At 55.9% G+C, this 19,132-nt stretch carries 15 protein-coding genes; 11 read left to right on the forward strand and 4 right to left on the reverse strand.

The window, feature by feature from the left end; genetic code table 11:
- The first annotated feature begins 9 nt into the window (after positions 1–9).
- The 7 genes from MWU39_RS06170 (at position 10) to MWU39_RS06200 (ending at position 8,465) form a co-directional block, all read left to right on the forward strand.
- Positions 10–1,179, forward strand: a complete 1,170-nt coding sequence (locus MWU39_RS06170) for an XrtA/PEP-CTERM system-associated ATPase (protein ID WP_247159141.1) — start codon at positions 10–12, stop codon at positions 1,177–1,179.
- 2 nt (positions 1,180–1,181) lie between these two features.
- Positions 1,182–2,105 carry an XrtA system polysaccharide deacetylase gene (locus MWU39_RS06175; RefSeq protein WP_247159142.1) on the forward strand — a complete coding sequence of 308 codons (924 nt, stop codon included), beginning with the start codon at positions 1,182–1,184 and terminating at the stop codon, positions 2,103–2,105.
- Complete coding sequence (locus tag MWU39_RS06180; protein ID WP_247159143.1) at positions 2,102–3,163, forward strand: FemAB family XrtA/PEP-CTERM system-associated protein; 1,062 nt, start codon at positions 2,102–2,104, stop codon at positions 3,161–3,163. Before MWU39_RS06175 ends, MWU39_RS06180 begins: the two co-directional genes overlap by 4 nt.
- Positions 3,164–3,175: 12 nt before the next feature.
- Complete coding sequence (locus MWU39_RS06185) at positions 3,176–4,402, forward strand: TIGR03087 family PEP-CTERM/XrtA system glycosyltransferase (protein ID WP_247159144.1); 1,227 nt, start codon at positions 3,176–3,178, stop codon at positions 4,400–4,402.
- Positions 4,392–5,429: an exosortase A gene (xrtA, locus tag MWU39_RS06190; protein ID WP_247159145.1), complete on the forward strand. Its 1,038-nt coding sequence runs from the start codon at positions 4,392–4,394 to the stop codon at positions 5,427–5,429. The genes MWU39_RS06185 and xrtA overlap by 11 nt, the downstream gene beginning before the upstream one ends.
- Before the next feature lie 13 nt (positions 5,430–5,442).
- Positions 5,443–7,341: an XrtA/PEP-CTERM system amidotransferase gene (locus tag MWU39_RS06195; RefSeq protein ID WP_247159146.1), complete on the forward strand. Its 1,899-nt coding sequence runs from the start codon at positions 5,443–5,445 to the stop codon at positions 7,339–7,341.
- Between the two features lie 200 nt (positions 7,342–7,541).
- Complete coding sequence (locus MWU39_RS06200; protein ID WP_247159148.1) at positions 7,542–8,465, forward strand: crotonase/enoyl-CoA hydratase family protein; 924 nt, start codon at positions 7,542–7,544, stop codon at positions 8,463–8,465.
- A 3-nt stretch (positions 8,466–8,468) separates the two neighbouring features.
- Here the strand turns inward: MWU39_RS06200 and zapE are convergent, their stop codons facing one another.
- The 3 genes from zapE to MWU39_RS06215 are packed head-to-tail and all read right to left on the reverse strand — an operon-like array spanning position 8,469 to position 10,836.
- Positions 8,469–9,584 carry a cell division protein ZapE gene (gene zapE / locus MWU39_RS06205; protein WP_247159149.1) on the reverse strand — a complete coding sequence of 372 codons (1,116 nt, stop codon included), beginning with the start codon at positions 9,582–9,584 and terminating at the stop codon, positions 8,469–8,471.
- Positions 9,585–10,049, reverse strand: a complete 465-nt coding sequence (locus tag MWU39_RS06210; protein ID WP_247159150.1) for a PaaI family thioesterase — start codon at positions 10,047–10,049, stop codon at positions 9,585–9,587. It lies immediately after the preceding gene.
- A gap of 4 nt (positions 10,050–10,053) precedes the next feature.
- Positions 10,054–10,836: a succinate dehydrogenase iron-sulfur subunit gene (locus MWU39_RS06215; protein WP_247159151.1), complete on the reverse strand. Its 783-nt coding sequence runs from the start codon at positions 10,834–10,836 to the stop codon at positions 10,054–10,056.
- Between the two features lie 161 nt (positions 10,837–10,997).
- Between MWU39_RS06215 and MWU39_RS06220 the strand changes: the two genes are divergently transcribed.
- Together MWU39_RS06220 and MWU39_RS06225 are read left to right on the forward strand one after the other, a co-directional pair.
- A complete protein-coding gene (locus tag MWU39_RS06220) occupies positions 10,998–11,732 on the forward strand; it encodes an SDR family NAD(P)-dependent oxidoreductase (RefSeq protein ID WP_247159152.1) in 735 nt (244 codons plus the stop codon).
- 94 nt (positions 11,733–11,826) lie between these two features.
- Positions 11,827–12,462, forward strand: a complete 636-nt coding sequence (locus MWU39_RS06225) for a class I SAM-dependent methyltransferase (RefSeq protein WP_247159153.1) — start codon at positions 11,827–11,829, stop codon at positions 12,460–12,462.
- Positions 12,463–12,489: 27 nt separating this feature from the next.
- Here the strand turns inward: MWU39_RS06225 and MWU39_RS06230 are convergent, their stop codons facing one another.
- The gene (locus MWU39_RS06230) at positions 12,490–15,138 is read right to left on the reverse strand and encodes a ribonuclease E/G (protein ID WP_247159154.1); all 2,649 of its coding nucleotides are present in this window, start codon (positions 15,136–15,138) and stop codon (positions 12,490–12,492) included.
- A gap of 444 nt (positions 15,139–15,582) precedes the next feature.
- Between MWU39_RS06230 and MWU39_RS06235 the strand changes: the two genes are divergently transcribed.
- Together MWU39_RS06235 and MWU39_RS06240 are read left to right on the forward strand one after the other, a co-directional pair.
- Positions 15,583–16,452 carry an N-acetylmuramoyl-L-alanine amidase gene (locus MWU39_RS06235; RefSeq protein ID WP_247159155.1) on the forward strand — a complete coding sequence of 290 codons (870 nt, stop codon included), beginning with the start codon at positions 15,583–15,585 and terminating at the stop codon, positions 16,450–16,452.
- A gap of 101 nt (positions 16,453–16,553) precedes the next feature.
- Positions 16,554–19,058, forward strand: coding sequence for a transglycosylase domain-containing protein (locus MWU39_RS06240; protein ID WP_247159156.1), 2,505 nt, complete (start codon positions 16,554–16,556; stop codon positions 19,056–19,058).
- The last annotated feature ends 74 nt before the right edge of the window (positions 19,059–19,132 follow it).

Genomic DNA, 19,132 nt, shown 5'->3' on the forward strand with positions numbered 1-19,132 from the left:
TATACACTCATGTACGATCATTTTTACGGGTTTAGCGGGCGGCCATTTCAGCTGACTCCAGATCCCGAATTCTATTTCGAGAGTTCGAGCCACAAAAAGGCGATGTCCTATCTCGGATATGGTTTGAACCAGGGCGAAGGCTTTGTGGTGATTAGCGGAGAAGTCGGTGCTGGTAAGTCGACACTGGTGGCTCACCTTATGGAGCGGACCAATCCAGAAGAGCTGACCGTCGCGCAGGTTGTAACCAGCGCTCTGGACGGCGGCGAGTTGATCCATGTGATCGCGCAGGCTTTTGGCATTCATGTTGAAGGCAAGGACAAAGCAAACGCGTTGGGTGCGATCGAGCGTTTTCTGCAAGAGGAAGCGCGCGAAGGTAAGCGTTGTTTGCTGATCGTGGATGAATGCCAGAGCCTAGACCTTACGGCTCTGGAAGAAATGCGGATGCTGTCGAACTTCCAACTGGGTTCGCACCCGCTGCTTCAGACGCTTTTGCTTGGTCAGCCGGAATTTCGCCGTACGCTTGCCCAGCATCCTGATCTCGATCAGCTGCGCCAGCGAGTGATCGCGTCGCATCATCTTGAAGCATTGGATGCAGAAGAAGTCGAAGACTACATCCTACACCGTCTGAAACATGTCGGATGGGAAGGGCGGCCAACACTTCGCCCCGGCCTCCTTCCTGCATTGTTTGAGGCGACCGATGGCATTCCGCGCCGCGTTAATCAGGTGATGAACCGCCTTCTTTTGCTGGGTGCAATCGAAGAGCAAGACGCCTTGACGACCGAGATGCTGGAAGCCGTCATGGAGGAAATGGGATCGGATACGGCGCGCGGTTCAAGCCCGCAGCCAAGCCCGCTCAGCATTGAACCTTCCGTCGAAGCGGCAGAACCCGCCACCGAGCAGGATATCGATAGCGTTCCCGCGACAGAGGTTGCCGCATTGCTGGCCCAACGTGACGAGCGCACAGCCGAACTTGAAGCAGCGTTAAGCGACCTTCAGGCCGCAGGTACAACGCCGGTTTCGGAAACAGCGCCCGTTCTGGAGGAACAGAACGAAGCTGAGGTCAACGCGGTGCTCAACCGCATTGAGCAACGTCTGGAAGAGCAAGAACAATCCTTCCGCCATGTTCTGACTATGCTGATCGAATGGCTTGAGGACGATAAATCGCGCGAGGCAGCGTAACAATGCACGGGTCAAACCCCGCATCTGGTGAAAGCATGAAAATCGTCAACGGACTGTCTGTTGACGTCGAAGACTGGTTTCAGGTTGGCGCGTTCGAAAATGTCATCGAACGCAGCGATTGGGACGGGTTGAAGACGCGTGTCGAAGACAATGTCAGCCGGATCATCGATCTGTTCGCCGAAGCCGATGTGAAGGCCACGTTTTTCACGCTGGGCTGGGTAGCCGAAAGGCATCCGTCCTTGATCCGCCGGATTGCTGATGCAGGGCACGAAGTTGCAAGTCACGGCTATGACCATGCCCGCGTTTTCACGTTTGAACAGGCTGAATTTGGTGCTGACATCGCCAAGGCGCGCGCGATCCTGCAAGATGCCTCGGGACAAGCCATCACTGGCTACCGCGCTCCAAGTTTCTCGATAGATCAGCGAAACACATGGGCGTTCGAAGTGCTGGCGGAGCAAGGATACACCTACTCGTCCAGCGTCGCTCCAATTACCCACGATCACTATGGCTGGCGCGAGGCGCCGCGTTTTGCATTCCGTCCGCTATCATGGTCGGACATGATCGAAATCCCGGTCACCACTGCAATGCTGGGCGGGAAGCGCGTCGCCGCAGGCGGGGGCGGATTTTTCCGCGTGCTGCCTTATGCATTTTCACGCTGGGCAATCCGGCAGGTTAACAGCCGCGAAGAGCGCCCGGCCGTGTTCTATTTCCACCCTTGGGAGATCGACCCTGATCAGCCGCGCGTGCCCGGTGCGCCGCTGCGTTCCAAACTGCGGCACTATACTGGATTGGAACAGATGGTCGGCAAGTTGAGCGCTTTGGCGCAAGAGTTTGCATGGGGCCGGATGGATGATGTGGCGGAGCGTGAAGCTGCGCGCGCAGGTCAATTCTTCACTGATGTGCCGAACCAGGCGACCGCTGCATGAACGCGCCCGTCAAACTCTCTCACGTCGCGCGCCTTGCCGACCTGACCGACGGGACTACCGTTTTGCGGATTGAGGAATTTGTGCGCGATCAGAAGGCGAGCGTCTTCCATCGCCCAGCTTGGCTGAACGCGGTTCAGGCTAGTACGGGCCAACGGGCAGCAGGGATCATTGCCGAACAGCTTGGCGTAATTACGGGCTGGCTTCCGCTGACCGAGGTTCGCTCGCTTCTGTTTCCAAACACGTTGGTATCAAGCGGGTTTGGTGTTGGCGGCGGCATATGTGCCGAAAGCGGCGACGCGGCGAGGACACTCGCAAACGCAGCGCAGAACCACGCTGTGGATATGGACTTTAGCAGTATCGAAGTGCGCGGCGGGTTCATCCCTGATGACTGGCTCACTCGGGATGACAAGCATTGCGGTTTTGAGCGCGATCTTGCCCAAGATGACGAAGCAGAATTGCTTGCCATTCCGCGCAAGGCACGGGCCGAGGTTCGCAAGGGTCTGAAAAACGATCTGGAAGTGCGCGTTGGCCGTGAGAAGCGCGATCTGGACGCACACTACGCCGTTTATAGCGAGAGTGTGCGCAATCTTGGAACGCCGGTCTTCCCACGAAAGCTGTTCAAAGCGATGATCGACGCCTTCCCAGCTGACAGCGATATTCTCACCGTTTTCAAAGATGGCGTTCCAATATCAAGCGTGTTCTCGTTCTATCATAATGGTGCAGTTTTGCCGTTTTGGGGCGGAGGGATTTTTGCCGCCCGAAATGAACGTTCTAATGAACTGATGTATTACAAATTGATGCTGCACGCCCGATCACGCGGGATGGCCCGTTTCGATTTCGGTCGCTCCAAGGCAGGAAGCGGGCCCTACAATTTCAAAAAGAACTGGGGCTTTGATCCTGTTCCACTCACCTATGGAGAATGGACAGCGCCAGGTGAGAAGCCTCGCGACATCGACCCAACCAACGGGGCATACAGTCGCAAAATTGAGCTTTGGAAAAAGCTCCCACTGCCTGTAGCCAATCTTGTCGGTCCATGGATCGCACGCGATCTAGCCTGACGGATAGTGGCTATGGGTGACATTCTGTTTCTTGCGCATAGAGTGCCATTCCCGCCTAATCGGGGCGACAAAATCCGCGCGCATCATCTGCTGAAAAACCTCGCATCGATTGGAGCTGTGCACGCAGGGTGTTTCGCTGAGAGCGAAGAAGACCGTGCTGGTGAGAGCGAACTTGAAACAATCTGCGCGAGCCATCGTGTGGTCAACCGAACAAAACCGCTGGTTCTTGCGGGAGCAGAGGCCGTGCTTTCCGGTAAGCCAGTAAGTCTGACTGCGTTTCACAGCGTGAAGCTGGAAAGCTGGGTGCGCGAGACGATTGCGTCCCGCGATATTGCTACGGTTGTGATATTCTCCGGACAGATGGGGCAATATGTTCCCGATGACTTCGATGGCCGTGTCATTATAGACCTGTGCGATGTCGATAGCGCCAAATTCGAAGGCTATGCCAATGCAGGCGAGCGCGTTTGGCTGAACGCGCGCGAAGGGCGGCTGCTGGCTCAGGAAGAAGAGCGGCTTTGCAAGCGAGCCGATACAACGATTTTGATCAGCGAGAATGAGGCTAGCCTTTTTCGTGATCGGCTGCGGTCAACAGCCGACACAAACATTGCGGTGCTGGGCAACGGTATCGATTCCGTTTTCTTCGACCCTGCAGGAATAGAGGCCAACAGCGCGATTTCAGCGCGGCCGGGGCCGCATTTCGTTTTCACCGGTCAGATGGATTACCGGCCAAATGAGCAGGCCGCTCTTTGGGTGATAGACAATTTCCTGCCAGCCATCCGCGCGGTTCATCCTTCTGCGGAATTTCATGTTGTTGGACGCAATCCAACCGCGAAATTGCTCGCGCGAAAAGACGAGCCGGGATTGGCCGTTCACGGGGAAGTGCCCGACGTGCGGCCATACATCGCTGCGGCAGACTGTGTTCTCGCACCGCTGCTGATCGCACGGGGCGTTCAAAACAAAGTGCTGGAAGCGATGGCTATGGCAAAGCCAGTATTGGCCACGCCAGAAGCGGCGACGGGTATCCCGGCGACGGATGGCCGTGACTGGATGGTTTGCCAAGCCGATGCTCAAGCGATGATTGCCCGTTTGACACAGGTGATCGGCGATCAAACAGCGAATAGCGAAATGGGCAGAAATGCTCGGGAGTTCGTGCTCAATCACCATTCTTGGGATGCAATGCTAGCACCGCTTGAAGCGATGGTTGCTACCAATCGTCCGGAGGCGCGCAATGCCGCCTGAAGCAACCGAAACGCAGCGCTCTTGGCAACAGCAGAGCTTTTTGGACAAGGTGCCGGAAGCCTGGCGCGCGCCGTTAGGGCTACTAGTGCTGGCCGCGCTCGGCCTGTGTTTCGTGACAGCCCGTGAATGGAGTGAAATGGTCCACCAATGGTGGAACATTGACACCTATTCCCACATCCTTCTTGTCCCGCTCATAATCATCTGGCTCGTGTGGCTCAGAACGGACGAATTGCTAAAGCTTGCACCAAGGCCATCTGCACTTGGTCTTGGCCTAGTGGCTGCAGGGCTGGGATTGTGGCTTGTGGGCAGATTGACCGACATCAATCTGCTCGCGCATGCCGGCGCGGTGGGGGCTCTGCAAGGAGCAGTTGTCGCCGCACTTGGTGTTCGCGTAGCGCTGATGCTCGCATTGCCGTTGGCATTTGCAGCGTTCCTTGTTCCCTTCGGCGACGAGATGATCCCAGCACTGCAAATGATCACAGCAGAGATCGCTATCTGGTTGACCCATTGGAGCGGAATTCCAGCGGTAGTTGACGGGATCTATATCGAAACACCTGTTGGTCTGTTTATCGTGGCTGAGGCGTGTTCAGGAGTGAAGTTTCTAATTGCCATGGTCACGCTGGCGGTGCTGGTTTGCTATACGTGTTTTGAACGCTGGAGCCGCCGTGCCGCGTTTATGGTGGCCTCAATTATCATTCCAATCATAGCCAATGGTATTCGCGCCTGGGGAACGATTTACATCGCGCAAAGCCAGGGCGTTGAGTTCGCTGCAGGTTTTGATCACATTTTCTACGGTTGGATTTTCTTTGGAATTGTTGTTGTCATCTTGATTGCGGGTGCATGGCGCTTTTTCGAACGCGAGCCAGAGGATTACGGTTGGAGTGTTGACGAAATCGCCGCTTGGCCGTGGGTGGCGAAGATTGAACGGTCTGACACGACTGTTTCCGCGGCAGCTGGAGCTATCGCAGCGATGGCCTTCGCAGCGGCGATGATCGTTGCGATTGTCGGCCCGAAAGCGATCGGCTAGGTCGCAAATCGTCATGTGCGGTATTGCCGGTCTCTTTCACGCTGAAACGCCTAAGCCGGTCGACCCTGTCCGGATTGAACGCATGTGCGATGCGATGGTTCACCGCGGGCCGGATGGCGCGGGAATTTGGACCGAGCACGGCATAGGGCTGGGCCACCGGCGATTATCGGTCATCGATGTGGAAGGTTCGCCGCAACCGATGCATTCGGCAGACGGGCGCGCAGTGATTGTCTTCAATGGCGAGATCTACAATTTCCGCGAGCTTCGACGCGAGCTTGAAAAAGACGGGGTTCGGTTCCGCACGCAGGGCGACACTGAGATGATCCTCGCTGCATGGCAGCGTTGGGGCACTGGCTGTCTTGAAAAGCTGCACGGCATGTTCGCTTTTGCTCTCTACGATCTGGATAAGCGTCAATTGCTGCTTGCGCGCGATCGGTTCGGTGTGAAGCCGATGTTCATGGCGCGCCTTTCAGATGGCAGCATCGCATTCGCGTCCGAACTGAAAGGGTTGCTCGCCCACCCTCAATTGCGCCGTAAAGTCGATCCTGCCGCTCTTGAGGCGTATATGACTTGGGGGTATGTCCCCGATACGCATTCGATTTTGTCCGGCGTAGAGAAGCTGCCCGCTGGGCATTTCATGCTGCTTGAGCAGGGCAAAGCGCCTGAAGGCTCGAAACAGTGGTGGGACATCGATTTTACTAAGCGGGCGTCAGGAAGCGAGGCCGATCTTTCGGCTGAGTTAGTCCACTTGATGCGCGATGCTGTGCAATCACGGATGGTTGCCGATGTGCCTCTTGGCGCGTTTCTTTCCGGGGGCGTCGATTCCTCAAGTGTTGTCGCCTTGATGAGCGAGGCTAGCGAGGAGCCGGTCCGAACTTGCTCAATCGGCTTCGATGTCGCGGGGCTGGATGAAACAAGTTACGCCAAGCAAATTGCGCAAAAATTCTCCACCGATCACACCGCACGCACGGTGGGGCAAAATGACTTCAACGCCATTGATCAATTGTCTGGGATGTTTGACGAACCTTTCGCCGATGCATCTGCTTTGCCGACTTGGCACGTCTGCGTTTTGGCCAGAGAAAAGGTAACTGTCGCGCTGTCCGGCGATGGAGCGGATGAGGCATTCGCCGGATATCGCCGTCAGGTGTTTCACCACAATGAAGAACGTGTTCGTTCGATATTGCCAAAGGGTTTTAGGCAAACGGTGTTTGGCGGGCTTGGAAAGTACTGGCCAAAGGCGGACTGGGCACCGCGACCATTGCGGGCAAAGTCTACCCTCCTAGCGTTGGCAGGCAGCGGTGACGAAGGATACGCAAGCGGGCTTTCCGTAACAACACCAGAGCAACGACATGCCTTGTATTCTGATCGCTTCACAAAATTGATTGGAGGTCACCGCGCTGAGGATGAACTTGTCGCACTCATGCGAGAAGCACCGGGGCAAAGCGGTTTGGATCGTGCTCAATATGCCGATCTGAAGTTCTGGTTGCCCGGCGATATTCTAACCAAAGTTGACCGGACCAGTATGGCTGTCAGTCTTGAGGCGCGCGAGCCACTTCTTGACCACCGACTGGTCGAGTTCGCAGCCAAGCTGCCCGAGAAAATGCGGGTGAAGGGCAGCACAGGGAAGTATCTGCTGAAAAAATGCATGGAGCGATACCTGCCGGACGAGATTCTGTATCGCCCCAAGCAGGGTTTTGTAACTCCGATCGCTGAATGGTTCCGCGGACCATTGGCTGGTGAAGCGCGCAATATTGCCGATAGCTCATTGCTTGCCGAAACTGGTTGGTTCTCTCCGCAAGGTTTGTCTGATTTGGCCGACGCACATATCGCAGGCCGTAACGACAATTCGCGTGTGCTCTGGCAATTGCTAATGCTCGAAAAGTCGCTGAATCGTCTTGAGATTACTGCATAAGTATAAGCGCGTACCCCAACATTCGCCTGACCGAATGACCCACTTTGAGACTCTGGTCGCCGGATAAGTGTAAATTACTGATTGCCAAGCAACTCCTCACTCGCTTACCATCCGAGCAACAGAGCCCAAAGGGCCAGTCGCGCGTCAGCTGTTTCAAGAATAGCTTGCAAAAATTCGGGTTGTGTTTGGAGTAGTGCGTTATGGATAGCAGCGCGAGTAGGGCAGTCCCACTAGTTGGTGACGAAGAGCTTTACGCAGAAAGCGCTCTCCATGCTTCTATTCCAGAGGGCCTATTTGGTCTGAGCGAACTTGATGTGTTGTATGAAGATGCGACTGCAACACTCTGGACTTACATAAATCCAGAAGGCCGGCCCAGTTTTACGCCGGCTATGCTCAACGATTTTGAGAATTGGCAGCGCCTGATTGCAATGGGCTTTGGCACCGACAAAGTGCCACTCCGCTATCTTGTGCTTGGCAGCCGCGCTCCTGATGTTTTCTGTTTCGGCGGTGATCTTGATCTATTTCAGAACCTGATCCGCAATCGCGACCGACAGGGGCTCGTCAATTACGGGCACCGTTGTTGCGCCATTCTCGATCGGAATATTCGCACTCTCGATATTCCAATGCTCACCGTCGGTTTGGTTCAAGGCACGGCTTTGGGCGGCGGTTTTGAAGCATTGCTCTCGTTTGATTTCATCATCGCCGAACGGCATGCGACGTTTGGATTGCCTGAAATCATGTTTGGTCTTTACCCGGGCATGGGCGCCCATGCGCTTCTTTCGCGCAAGCTGGGCAGCGCCATGGCAGACCGGATTATTATGTCGAATGAGACATATACCGCTGAGCAGATGTATGACTTGGGGATTGTCCACCAGCTGGCGGAGCCCGGCGATGGTTTGAATGCGACACGGGACTTCATCAAGAAATCTGAGCGGCGTCATGCTGGAATGGTCGGCTCGCGTCGTGCTACAAAGAAGGTTTGGCAACTCGAACTTGAAGAGCTTAATCGCATTACAGAGATGTGGGCGGATGCAGCTTTGGAACTGCGCGAACACGATTTGAAAGTGATGAGCCGCTTGGTTGCCGCACAAGCCCGACTGGCTGAACGCATTGCAGCCGCTTAAGGGCTAGTCCTCCGACCCGTGGCCAAGAGCCATGTATTCGTCGCTCTGCATTTCATTGAGCCGGCTCGCGGTCCTCTCAAATTCGAAACTCCCATCGCCCGATGGATACAGAGCATCGGGCGAGGCCGCCGCCGTTGCGAACAGCTTTACCCTGTGTTCGTAAAGTGCGTCGATTAGCGTGACAAAGCGAGCGGCTTCATTGCGCATATCCGGGGCCATTTGTGGGATACCCACGATTATCACTGTGTGAAAATGCTGTGCAATCGCGAGGTAATCCGGTGCACCGCGTGCTTCCGCGCACAGCCGCTTAAAACTGAAAACGCCAACCCCTTTGAGCGATTTGGGAACGTGCAAGGTCCGATTCGCGCCAACTTTCAGCTCTTCAGACGGTACGTGCTCGGCATCCTCTGGTGCAAAATCGGTCAGCCGGAAGAATGCCTCGCGCACTTTGTCAGTGGCAGCATCGCCCAGCGGCGTATGCCAGGTCGCCAATCCGCCGATCCGGTCCAGCCGGTAATCTGTTGGGCCGTTCAATCCAACCACATCCAGTTCGGTTTCGATCAGATCGATAAAGGGTAGGAAATGCTCTCGATTGAGACCATCCTTGTAGAGATCGCGGGGAGGGCGGTTTGACGTCGTAACGATAGTGACGTCCTGCTCGTGGATCAGCTGGGTAAACAACCGGCTCATGATCATGGCATCTGCTGAATTGTTCACAACCATTTCGTCAAACGCGAGGCAACGGATATCGGCGCCGAGCCGTTCCGCGACGGTGGGAATGGGATCACCGCTTACGCTCTTTCTCGCTTCCCGCATTTCCGCGTGAACTTCTTGCATAAAAGCATGAAAATGCGCGCGGCGCTTTGTTTCGAGGTTTAGGGTATCGTGAAACAGATCCATGAGCATGGACTTACCCCGGCCAACGCCGCCCCACATATAGACGCCCTGCGCGCGGGTTTGCTTGCGGCCAAACAGCTGTCCCAGAAGTCCGCCAGTCGTTTCGGCTTCCAGTTCTTTTTGAAGCGCATCTAGGCGCACCGCGCATAGCCTCTGATCGGCGTCGGGCTGCAATTCTCCCGAGGCGATCATTTGTTCATAGCGTGCCAAGAGCCCGCTCATCTAGCCGTCCTTGCGCGCGACAAATTTGCGAATGATCCCGCTATAGGCCGCGACAGGGTCATCATCTTGCACAACTTCCCCGCGAACAAAGACAAGCTTGCCCGTCTCGCGCATGATCTCTGTCACCGCATCAAGCGGTCTCTTCGGATCACCGCCGCCGATAAACTGGGTTGAAAGCTCAAGTGTGACCGAAGGGCCCGCATTACCGGAGCCGACAACATGCATGGTCGTGAACATCGAAATATCGATTAGTCCCAGCGAAACCGCGCCGTGGATAATGCCTTGCAGGTTTTCATGGCGCCGCTCGGGGAACATTCGCAACCGACACTTGTCACCTTCGCGGCGCGTAATGAGCTTACCCATCACGGCGCCATTGAACAGCGTGTCGTCTTTGAGATTCCAGTGATGCCAACCCGGATTTGCAGGATCGGGCAGGTGATCGAATACGTCGTCTGAAAACGCCACTCGATCAGATCGCGCGTTCGGCCATCATTTTCTTGGTCTCGGCAATGGCCTTGGCCGGGCTAAGACCTTTCGGACAGACATTGGCGCAGTTCATGATGGTGTGGCACCGATACAAACGGAACGGGTCTTCGAGCTGGTCAAGCCGCTCACCGGTCATTTCATCGCGGCTATCGGCGAGCCAACGATAGGCTTGCAAGAGGATCGCCGGGCCTAGGAATTTGTCCGAATTCCACCAGTATGACGGGCACGATGTAGAACAACACGCGCAGAGAATGCACTCGTAAAGCCCATCAAGCTGCTCGCGCTGCTCTGGAGTTTGCAGGCGTTCTTTACCCGAAGGGGTGGTGCTTACCGTTTGCAACCAAGGCTGAATCGATGCGTATTGCGCGTAAAAATGGGTGAAATCAGGAACAAGATCTTTGATGACATCCATGTGTGGCAAAGGCGTGATCTGTACATTGCCTTTCAAATCTTCGATCGCGGTTGTGCAGGCAAGACCGTTCTTGCCATTCATGTTCATCGCGCAAGAGCCGCAAATACCTTCGCGGCATGACCGGCGGAATGTCAGCGTGGGATCGACTTCATTTTTGATCTTGAACAGCGCGTCCAAAACCATCGGACCGCATTCGTCGAGGTCGATTTCAAACTTGTCATAACGCGGGTTTTTGCCCGTATCAGGATCATACCGGTACACTTTGAAACTCTTCACGCGCTTGGCGCCATCGGCTTTGTGGACCTTACCGTCCTTCTTGATCTTCGAATTCTTAGGAAGCGTGAAAGTCGCCATGGTATTCTGATCCCGTTGTCTGTTGCCACCTATCTAGCGGCTTGGCATTTTGAGGCAAGGCGCAGAATGTTGCGACCTTTGAGATAGCCGTTGAAGAACACTCAGCATTCTCTGATTTCTTGTTTTGGGAACAGGCTGCTTTCTGGCGGATTCTAAGGGGTATGAAAGCAACAAGAGCATGGCCGCACACCGCAGCGATTTTTGGCAGTACCGGAGGGATTGGCCGGGCGCTTTGCACAGCTCTGGCCAAAGGGGGCTGTGAAACCGTCTATTGCGGCTCTCGCGGCGGTATTGAGCCTGCGGGACCCGGCTTCGATACTTTCCAGTTTGACCTCGAAGATGAGTCGTCGATCAAAGCGGCCGCAGACAAAATGAAAGCGAGGCCGCCGGATTGCGTGATTGTGGCCACCGGATTGCTCACCTTGCCGGATGGAAGGGGACCAGAACGCACCTATAAGCGGCTCGACGCGGATACAATGAGCCGCGTCCTCGCGCTAAACACTATCGGCCCGGCTATCATTGCAAAGCACATGCTGCCTCTTATGCGGCGCAACGACCGTTTTGTTTTCGCGGCTCTAAGCGCTCGGGTCGGGTCGATCAGCGATAACGGGTTGGGCGGTTGGCATTCGTACCGGGCTTCGAAAGCGGCGCTGAACATGCTGCTCAAGAATTTCGCGTTAGAAATTGGCCGCACGCATAAGCAAGGTATCATCGCGGGCTTGCATCCAGGGACTGTCGACAGCGCATTGTCAGAACCATTTCAGTCCAATCTCCCCGATGGCCAACTGACAGAGCCATCCGATGCAGCAGTCAATCTATTGACTGTGCTTGCGGAATTGACGCCAGCAGACAGCGGGAAGGTTTTCGATTTTAAGGGCGAAGTGGTCCCTGCTTGAACCCTACCGATTTTAACGGTCGGTCAGGAAGCCTATTTCCCTTCGATAAAACCTCGCTACACTCACTGTTCTTGCAACGTGAAGGAGAGCGCGCGTGGGATTTGGTCAATGGTATGACGCGCACATTATGCCGCGTCTTGTCACGTGCGCTTGTAGCCAGGGTCAGGTGATGAAACGCCGGGCGGAGTTGGTGCCGCTAGCAAGAGGCGATGTTTTCGAACTGGGCTGCGGCGGCGGGATCAATCAGCAATTCTACAATGCGCTAGCGATCAACAGCTATGCCGGGATTGATCCGCATGAGGGATTGCTCGATGGCGCAAAAGCCGCAGCGCAAGAGAAGGGCTGGCCTGCCGATATTCGGCAAGGGATTGGCGAATCAATTCCATTCCCCGATCGCTTTTTCGACAGCGTCGTGTGCACATTCACACTGTGTTCGGTCCAGGATCCGACGCGGGTGCTCAGTGAGCTCCGCCGCATCCTGCGGCCTGGCGGCCAGGCGTTATTCCTGGAGCACGGACGCGCACCGGATGCCGGCGTTGCGACATGGCAGAACCGGATTGAACCCGTTTGGAAACGCATGGCAGGGGGATGCCACCTGACACGACCTATTGGATCGGCGTTCCGCGGCGCAGGATTTGAGGTGGAGCCAATGGGGCAGGGCTATCTGCCCAAAGCGCCCAGATTCGCCGGATGGAATGAATGGGGAGTAGCGCGCAAGCCGGGGGTCTGATCGACCGCCCGGCTCGCTAATACGCTTCTACTCTCCGAAAGTGCGTTGCCACCAACCGCGCTTTTTGCTGCCACTGGCTTCTTCGGTTTCAGCCGGAGCCTCTGCCGCTTTCTTGGCCGCAGGCTTGCGTTTGGCAGCAGGCTTCTTAGCTGGCTTTTCTTCCGCAGGTGCCTCTTCGCTCGGCGCGTCTGAAGCAGGCTCTTCGACCTTCTTCTTACGCGGGGCGCGCTTGCGCTTTGGCTTTTCGGCAGGTGCCTCCTCTGCAGGAGCATCTTCCTTGGCCTCGGTCTCGGTTGCGGCTTCAGCCGGTTCCTCTACCTTTTTCTTACGCGGAGCACGTTTGCGCTTGGGCTTCTCGGCAGGTGCTTCTTCGTCAGCCATTGCAGCGGCTGTTTCCGGAGCATCATCTGGGCCAGCAACAACGGTCATGTCTTCTTTGACTTGTTCAGAAACCTCTTCGAGATTTTCCGCACCGTTCTCTATTGCAGCATCGTCCGATTTTCTCCGACGCCCGCGACCACCACGGCGGCGGCGACGCTTTGGCTTGTCTTCGCCATCGCTGTCATCATCGTCGTTATTCCGGGTGCTTTCGTCGGAGCTTTCTTCCGGGCTTTCGCCTTCGTTGTCGTGACGTTTCTTGCCGCGACCACGTCCACCACGACGGCGGCGGCGTTTCTTTTTGTGGCCGTCATCGTCTTCGTCGGTTTCGATCTCTTCCGGAATATCGTCATCATCATCTTCGTCGATAATGGGTTCGAATTTCGGTGCTTCGGTTGGGCGAGGGCCGGCGCTTGAAACGGACATCTTTGCGCCTTCGTCTTCGCCCTCAGGAGAAACTTCGACGGTAACGCCGTAACGTTGTTCAATTTCAACGAGCTCGCTGCGCTTTTCATTGAGCATATAAACAGCAGCTTCGGTGCTGGCACCAAGCTTGATGATCGTCCCTTTGCCCTTTGCGGCTTCGTCTTCGATCAGACGGAGTGCAGAAAGACCGGCGGATGACGCTGTGCGGACAAGGCCGGTGCCATCGCAGTGCGGGCATTCGCGCGTCGTTGCTTCGAGAACGCCTGTGCGCAGACGCTGGCGGCTCATTTCCATCAGGCCAAAGCCGGAAATACGGCCAACCTGAATGCGGGCGCGGTCGTTCTTCAGCGCTTCTTTCATCGCCTTTTCGACTTTGCGGACATTGGAATTGTATTCCATGTCGATGAAGTCGATCACGACCAAGCCCGCCATATCCCGCAGGCGCAGCTGACGTGCGATCTCGCGTGCAGCTTCTAGGTTGGTGTGAAGCGCGGTTTGCTCGATGCCGTGTTCTTTCGTCGAACGGCCCGAGTTGATGTCGATTGAGACCAGTGCCTCTGTCGGGTTGATAATCAGATAGCCGCCCGATTTTAGCTGAACCATCGGATCATACATCGCGCGGAGTTGATCCTCTGCGCCATAACGTTGGAACATCGGTACCGGATCGGAATATGCTTTCACCCGCCGTGCGTGGCTCGGCATGAGCATTTTCATAAAGCCCTTGGCGAGTTTATATCCTTCCTCGCCCTCGACGATCACTTCTTCGATCTCGCGATTGTAGATGTCCCGAATCGCGCGCTTGATCAGATCGCTGTCCGAATGGACGAGACTTGGCGCGGTCGAAGACAATGTCTTTTGCCGGATATCGTCCCACAGGCGAGCGAGATAATCGAAATCGCGTTTGATTTCGGTCTTCGTGCGGCTGAGGCCAGCAGTACGAACGATAAGCCCCATGGTTTTTGGCAGGGAAAGATCGTTGACGACTTGCTTCAAGCGTTTGCGATCGCTTGAAGAGCTGATCTTGCGACTGATGCCGCCGCCATGCGAGCTGTTTGGCATCAGAACCGTATAACGGCCAGCGAGGCTCAAATATGTGGTCAGAGCTGCGCCTTTGTTGCCGCGCTCTTCTTTGACGACTTGAACCAAAACAACCTGACGGCGCTGGATCACGTCCTGAATTTTGTAACGACGACGCAGTGCCATGCGTTTTGCACGAACTTCATCGACTTGCTTTGCGCGGCTACGGCCTTTGTTGTTACCGCCACGTCCGCCTTTGCCCTGACGGCGGCGTCCGCGCCCACGGCCGCGACCACGGCGTGGCTTCTCATCTTCGGAAGAATCGTCTTCTGCTTCTTCTTGCTCGCTATCATCATCGTCGTCTTCATCATCGGAATCGTCTTCGTCAGATGTGCCGTCTTCGATGGTTGCGACTTTGTCTTTTTCGGATGTGTCGATTTCCTCAAGGCCGTCTTCGGCGAGGTCTTCTGCCAGAGCTTCTGCACTCTCGTCCTCGGCGTCATACTCATCGCCGGGCGTGATTCCGTCTTCTTCTTCCTCGTCGCGCAGGCGGGCTTCTTCTTCAGCAGCCTCAGCCTCTTCATCGAGTAGGGCCTGACGATCTTCCGACGGGATTTGATAATAATCCGGATGGATTTCGTTGAAGGCGAGGAAGCCGTGGCGATTCCCGCCGAAGTCGACAAATGCCGCCTGAAGAGACGGTTCGACCCGGGTAACTTTCGCTAGATAAATATTGCCTTTGATCTGCTTGTGTTCAGCAGATTCGAAATCGAATTCCTCAATCCGGTTTCCTTTGAGCACCGCCACCCGGGTTTCTTCCGAGTGGCGCGCATCGATTAGCATGCGCGTTGCCATTAAATTGTCTCCAAACGCCGCGGCCACGCGCAGCCAATGGCTCGCGCAGGGGGCGTGTATTATGTGATGAAATCAAGCGCGGTAATGCCGCGCCATTGGGTGTCTTCGCATCTCGCCGTGTTACCGAGGAGCCTGCGATATTCGTGTCTGCCGTGATCGATTTGCGGAAATCTACCGCGCTCCGGCTCGCATATTCAACAACGCCAGAGGGGCGCTGAGAATCTATCTGCGAGGAGGGGCGTCTCGTCACTACATCAACCTGTTGTGTGGACACCGCTAGCGCTTTTCGCCGGCGAAGTGTCCATTCGGAAGAAACCATAGGCGTCAAATGCTTAATAAACATTCGGGACCCCACCGTTTCGGTAGGTAAGGTGCTAGCACCGTGGGTTGCGTCTCGCAACTCTATTGCGCTTTTATCGCGCAACATCCTAAGCATCATGAGCAATGAGCATTCGAGCACTCCTGATCCTTATCATAGCTGTCCCTGCCTTGCTGTTTGGCGGGGCCATGGCGCTTGGCATGAAAATTCCGGTTCCTGAGTGGGGCCGCGGCTATGTGTTGAGCTTTTTGATTACTCCAGAGGGCTCGCAGATCGAATTGCCCGATATTGCTGGACCAAACGATTTAGACCGCCCTTTGGTTGTAATTGATGCCGGACATGGCGGGCGTGACCCTGGCTCTGTGAGCGGCGGAGTGAATGAAAAAGATGTCGTTCTGGCTGTAAGTCTCGCGTTACGCGACGCTTTGCTTGAAAGCGGTAGCGTTAGGGTCGCTATGACCCGAGATGACGACAGTATCGTGCCGCTGGCCGATCGCCCGGAAATCGCACGCCAGCTCGAAGCGGACCTGTTCATTTCCATCCACGCCGATTCGGCAGGGGAGGCCAGTGATGTCTCCGGCGCCAGTATTTACACACTTTCAAACGAGGCATCGAGCGAAGCCGCAGCCCGTTTCGCAGCGCGTGAAAACAACGCTGATCGGGTAAACGGCTTGGAAATTGACGGACAGAGCGAAGAGGTTAGCGCGATTCTGGTGGAGCTCTCACAGGCGCGGACCCAAGACGATGCCGCCGATTTTGCCTCGCTGATCGTACGTGAAAGCGAAGGTAAACTACGCTTCCACCCTTCGGCTCGCAGGTCGGCTGCATTGGCTGTCTTAAGAGCCCCTGATGTCCCGGCCGTATTGTTCGAGAGCGGATTCGTGACGAATGAAGATGACCGAGCCCGCCTCACGACTGAGGAGGGCCGCGCGCAGTATGCTGAAGTTCTTGCTCAAGCGATCCGAGTTTACTTCGCCCGTCGCAGCCAAGACTAAACATGCTGATGGCACAATAGCCACGCTAAGCGGCGCATGCGCACAACTCTCGCAAAGCCGCTAGAATCTGCGAGCGAAGTCGTGCTAACCGCTTCAGAACGATGACTGAAACAGCCCCAGCCTCCACGCTCGACTACTTCCGCTACCGTCTGAACCGCGATCTCGGCGGGGCAATGGCATGGTTTGGGCAGAAGTGGCGGAGCAGTTGGCTGTTCAAGATCGCCGCACTTCTGATCGGTTTGGGTATGGTTCTGTGGGTCGCGATATTTGTATGGCTCGCCAGCGACCTGCCAGAGGCTGATAGCTTGCTCGACTACGAAACTCCGCTGCCCACAGTCGTACGGGGTGCGGACGGAGAGATTGTTCACTCCTATGCCCGCGAACGGCGCGTCCAGTTACAGTTTCCCGATTTCCCTGAACGGTTGGTTGGCGCTTATCTTTCCGCAGAAGATAAGACATTCTTTAGCCACGGCGGTGTCGATGTAACCGGTACCGCAAACGCTGTGTTTGACTACGCCACAAAGTACGGATCCGGTGATCGCGCGGTTGGCGGCTCGACAATCACGCAACAACTCGCCAAAATTTTGTTGCTGGGCGATGAGTATTCGGTAACTCGCAAGTTGAAAGAGATGATTCTTGCGAGCCGTATCGAAGACGTTTTGAGCAAGGAAGAAATCTTAGAGCTTTATCTCAATGAGATTCCTTTGGGGCGCCGCAGCTTTGGCGTTCAGGCCGCATCACGAGCCTATTTCGATAAAGATGTCGGCGATCTTGATCTGCACGAAATGGCCTTTCTCGCGATCCTTCCTAAAGCCCCGGAACGCTATGGGCGCAGAGGACAAGAAGAGGCTGCTCTTGCCCGCCGCGATTTCGTCCTCACCCAGATGGAAGAAAACGGCTACATTTCTGCGGCAGAGCGTCAGCAGGCGGCCAGCCAGCCACTCGGACTAGCCACCCAGCGGACCCAGCGTTCGGCAGACGCAGGCTATTTTCTTGAAGAAGTGCGGCGTCAATTGATCGATCAGTTCGGCGAGAACGCTGAGCAAGGCGACAATAGTGTTTATGCTGGCGGACTTTGGGTGCGGACCTCGCTCGACCCAGAGATCCAAGATGCCGCACGCGATGCCCTTCGCACCGGTCTCGTCCGGTATCATGGTCGCCGGGGCTGGAGCGGGCCAGTCGCGACAATCGATGTCAGCGAAGGCAATTGGGCGGGGCAGCTTGCCAGTTCATATCTTTCGATCAGGTATGAAGATTGGCGCGTGGGTGTCGTCACGCAGCGCAGCGGCAGTAGCGCAACCGTTGGCTTCGCTAATGGCGAAGAAGGCGCATTGTCCGGTTTGCCAAATGCGTTGAAAGCGGGCGATGTTATCGTGGTGCGGCCGCAAGGCTCTGGCTTCAGGCTTGCATCGCTGCCTTCGGCTCAAGGCGGATTGGTGGTTCAGAACCCGCAAACGGGCCGCATCATCGCAATGCAGGGAGGGTTTGATCACCGCCTGTCCGATTTCAATCGGGCAACTCAGGCGATGCGACAGCCGGGTTCAACCATCAAACCATTCGTCTACGCCACAGGGCTCGACAATGGCATGACCCCATCAACCGAGATCGATAATACGCGTTTCTGCTATTATCAGGGCAACCGGCTTGGCGAGAAATGCATCCGCGGCGGGCGGGCCGGTCAATTCCCGATGCGCTATGGTCTTGAGCAATCGCAGAACATCATGACTGTCCAAATCGGCATGCAAGCCGGGATGGAAAACGTCGTCGACACGATTGAAGCTGTCGGCATCGGTGAAGCGGACCCTTATGCCGCGACCGCACTCGGGTCTGAAGAAACGACTGTGATGCGCATGGTGAATGCCTATTCCGCGCTCGCCAATCATGGCCGTCTGAATAACCCGACCGTTATCGATTATGTACAAGACCGCCGCGGCAAGGTCATCTGGCGTGCCGATGATCGGAACTGCAACGGCTGCAATATGGCCGAATGGGATGGCAATCCCATGCCCCGGTTTGGGATGAAGGGTCGCCAGGTTATGGACGCCCGCACCGCTTTCCAAACAATGCACATGCTTGAAGGGGTAGTAGACCGCGGGACCGCGACTGTTCTGAATACCCTTGGCCTGCCGCTCTTTGGTAAAACAGGCACTACGACTGGCCCTAAAGATGTCTGGTTCGTAGGAGGAACCCAGCAAATGATTGCCGGTGCGTATGTCGGGTTTGACCGCCCAAGAAATATGGGCGGCTACGCGCAGGGCGGCACAATTGTCGCGCCTATTATCAAGGATCTGATCCAGAAATCACGTGATAGATGGAGTGACCTTCCCGCGATTGCCCCTGCGGGCGTTCGGATGGTCCGTGTCGACCGAAGGACGGGCAAACGCGTGTTTGACAGATGGCCAACCGGAGGAGCGAAATCTGACGTAATCTGGGAAGCGTTTAAGCCGGATTCGGAGCCAGAGCGTTCAACCCGTCAGGATGAAATCGCAGCCAAACGCGATGAAATTCTCGCCCTTATCCGCGCTAGCCGGAATGGCGGGCAGAGCGTTGAAAGCAGCGATGGCCAGCCAGAGGACTTTGTCGAGGACCAAGGCGGCATTTACTAGTCATAGGAAGGCATGCGGGCAGGCGTCCGATGCTTTACAATTGAACCTTCGGCGTTAAGCGATGGCCGAGATAA

The sequence above is a fragment of the Erythrobacter sp. F6033 genome, assembly GCF_023016005.1.
In the GTDB taxonomy this organism is placed as follows: domain Bacteria; phylum Pseudomonadota; class Alphaproteobacteria; order Sphingomonadales; family Sphingomonadaceae; genus Erythrobacter.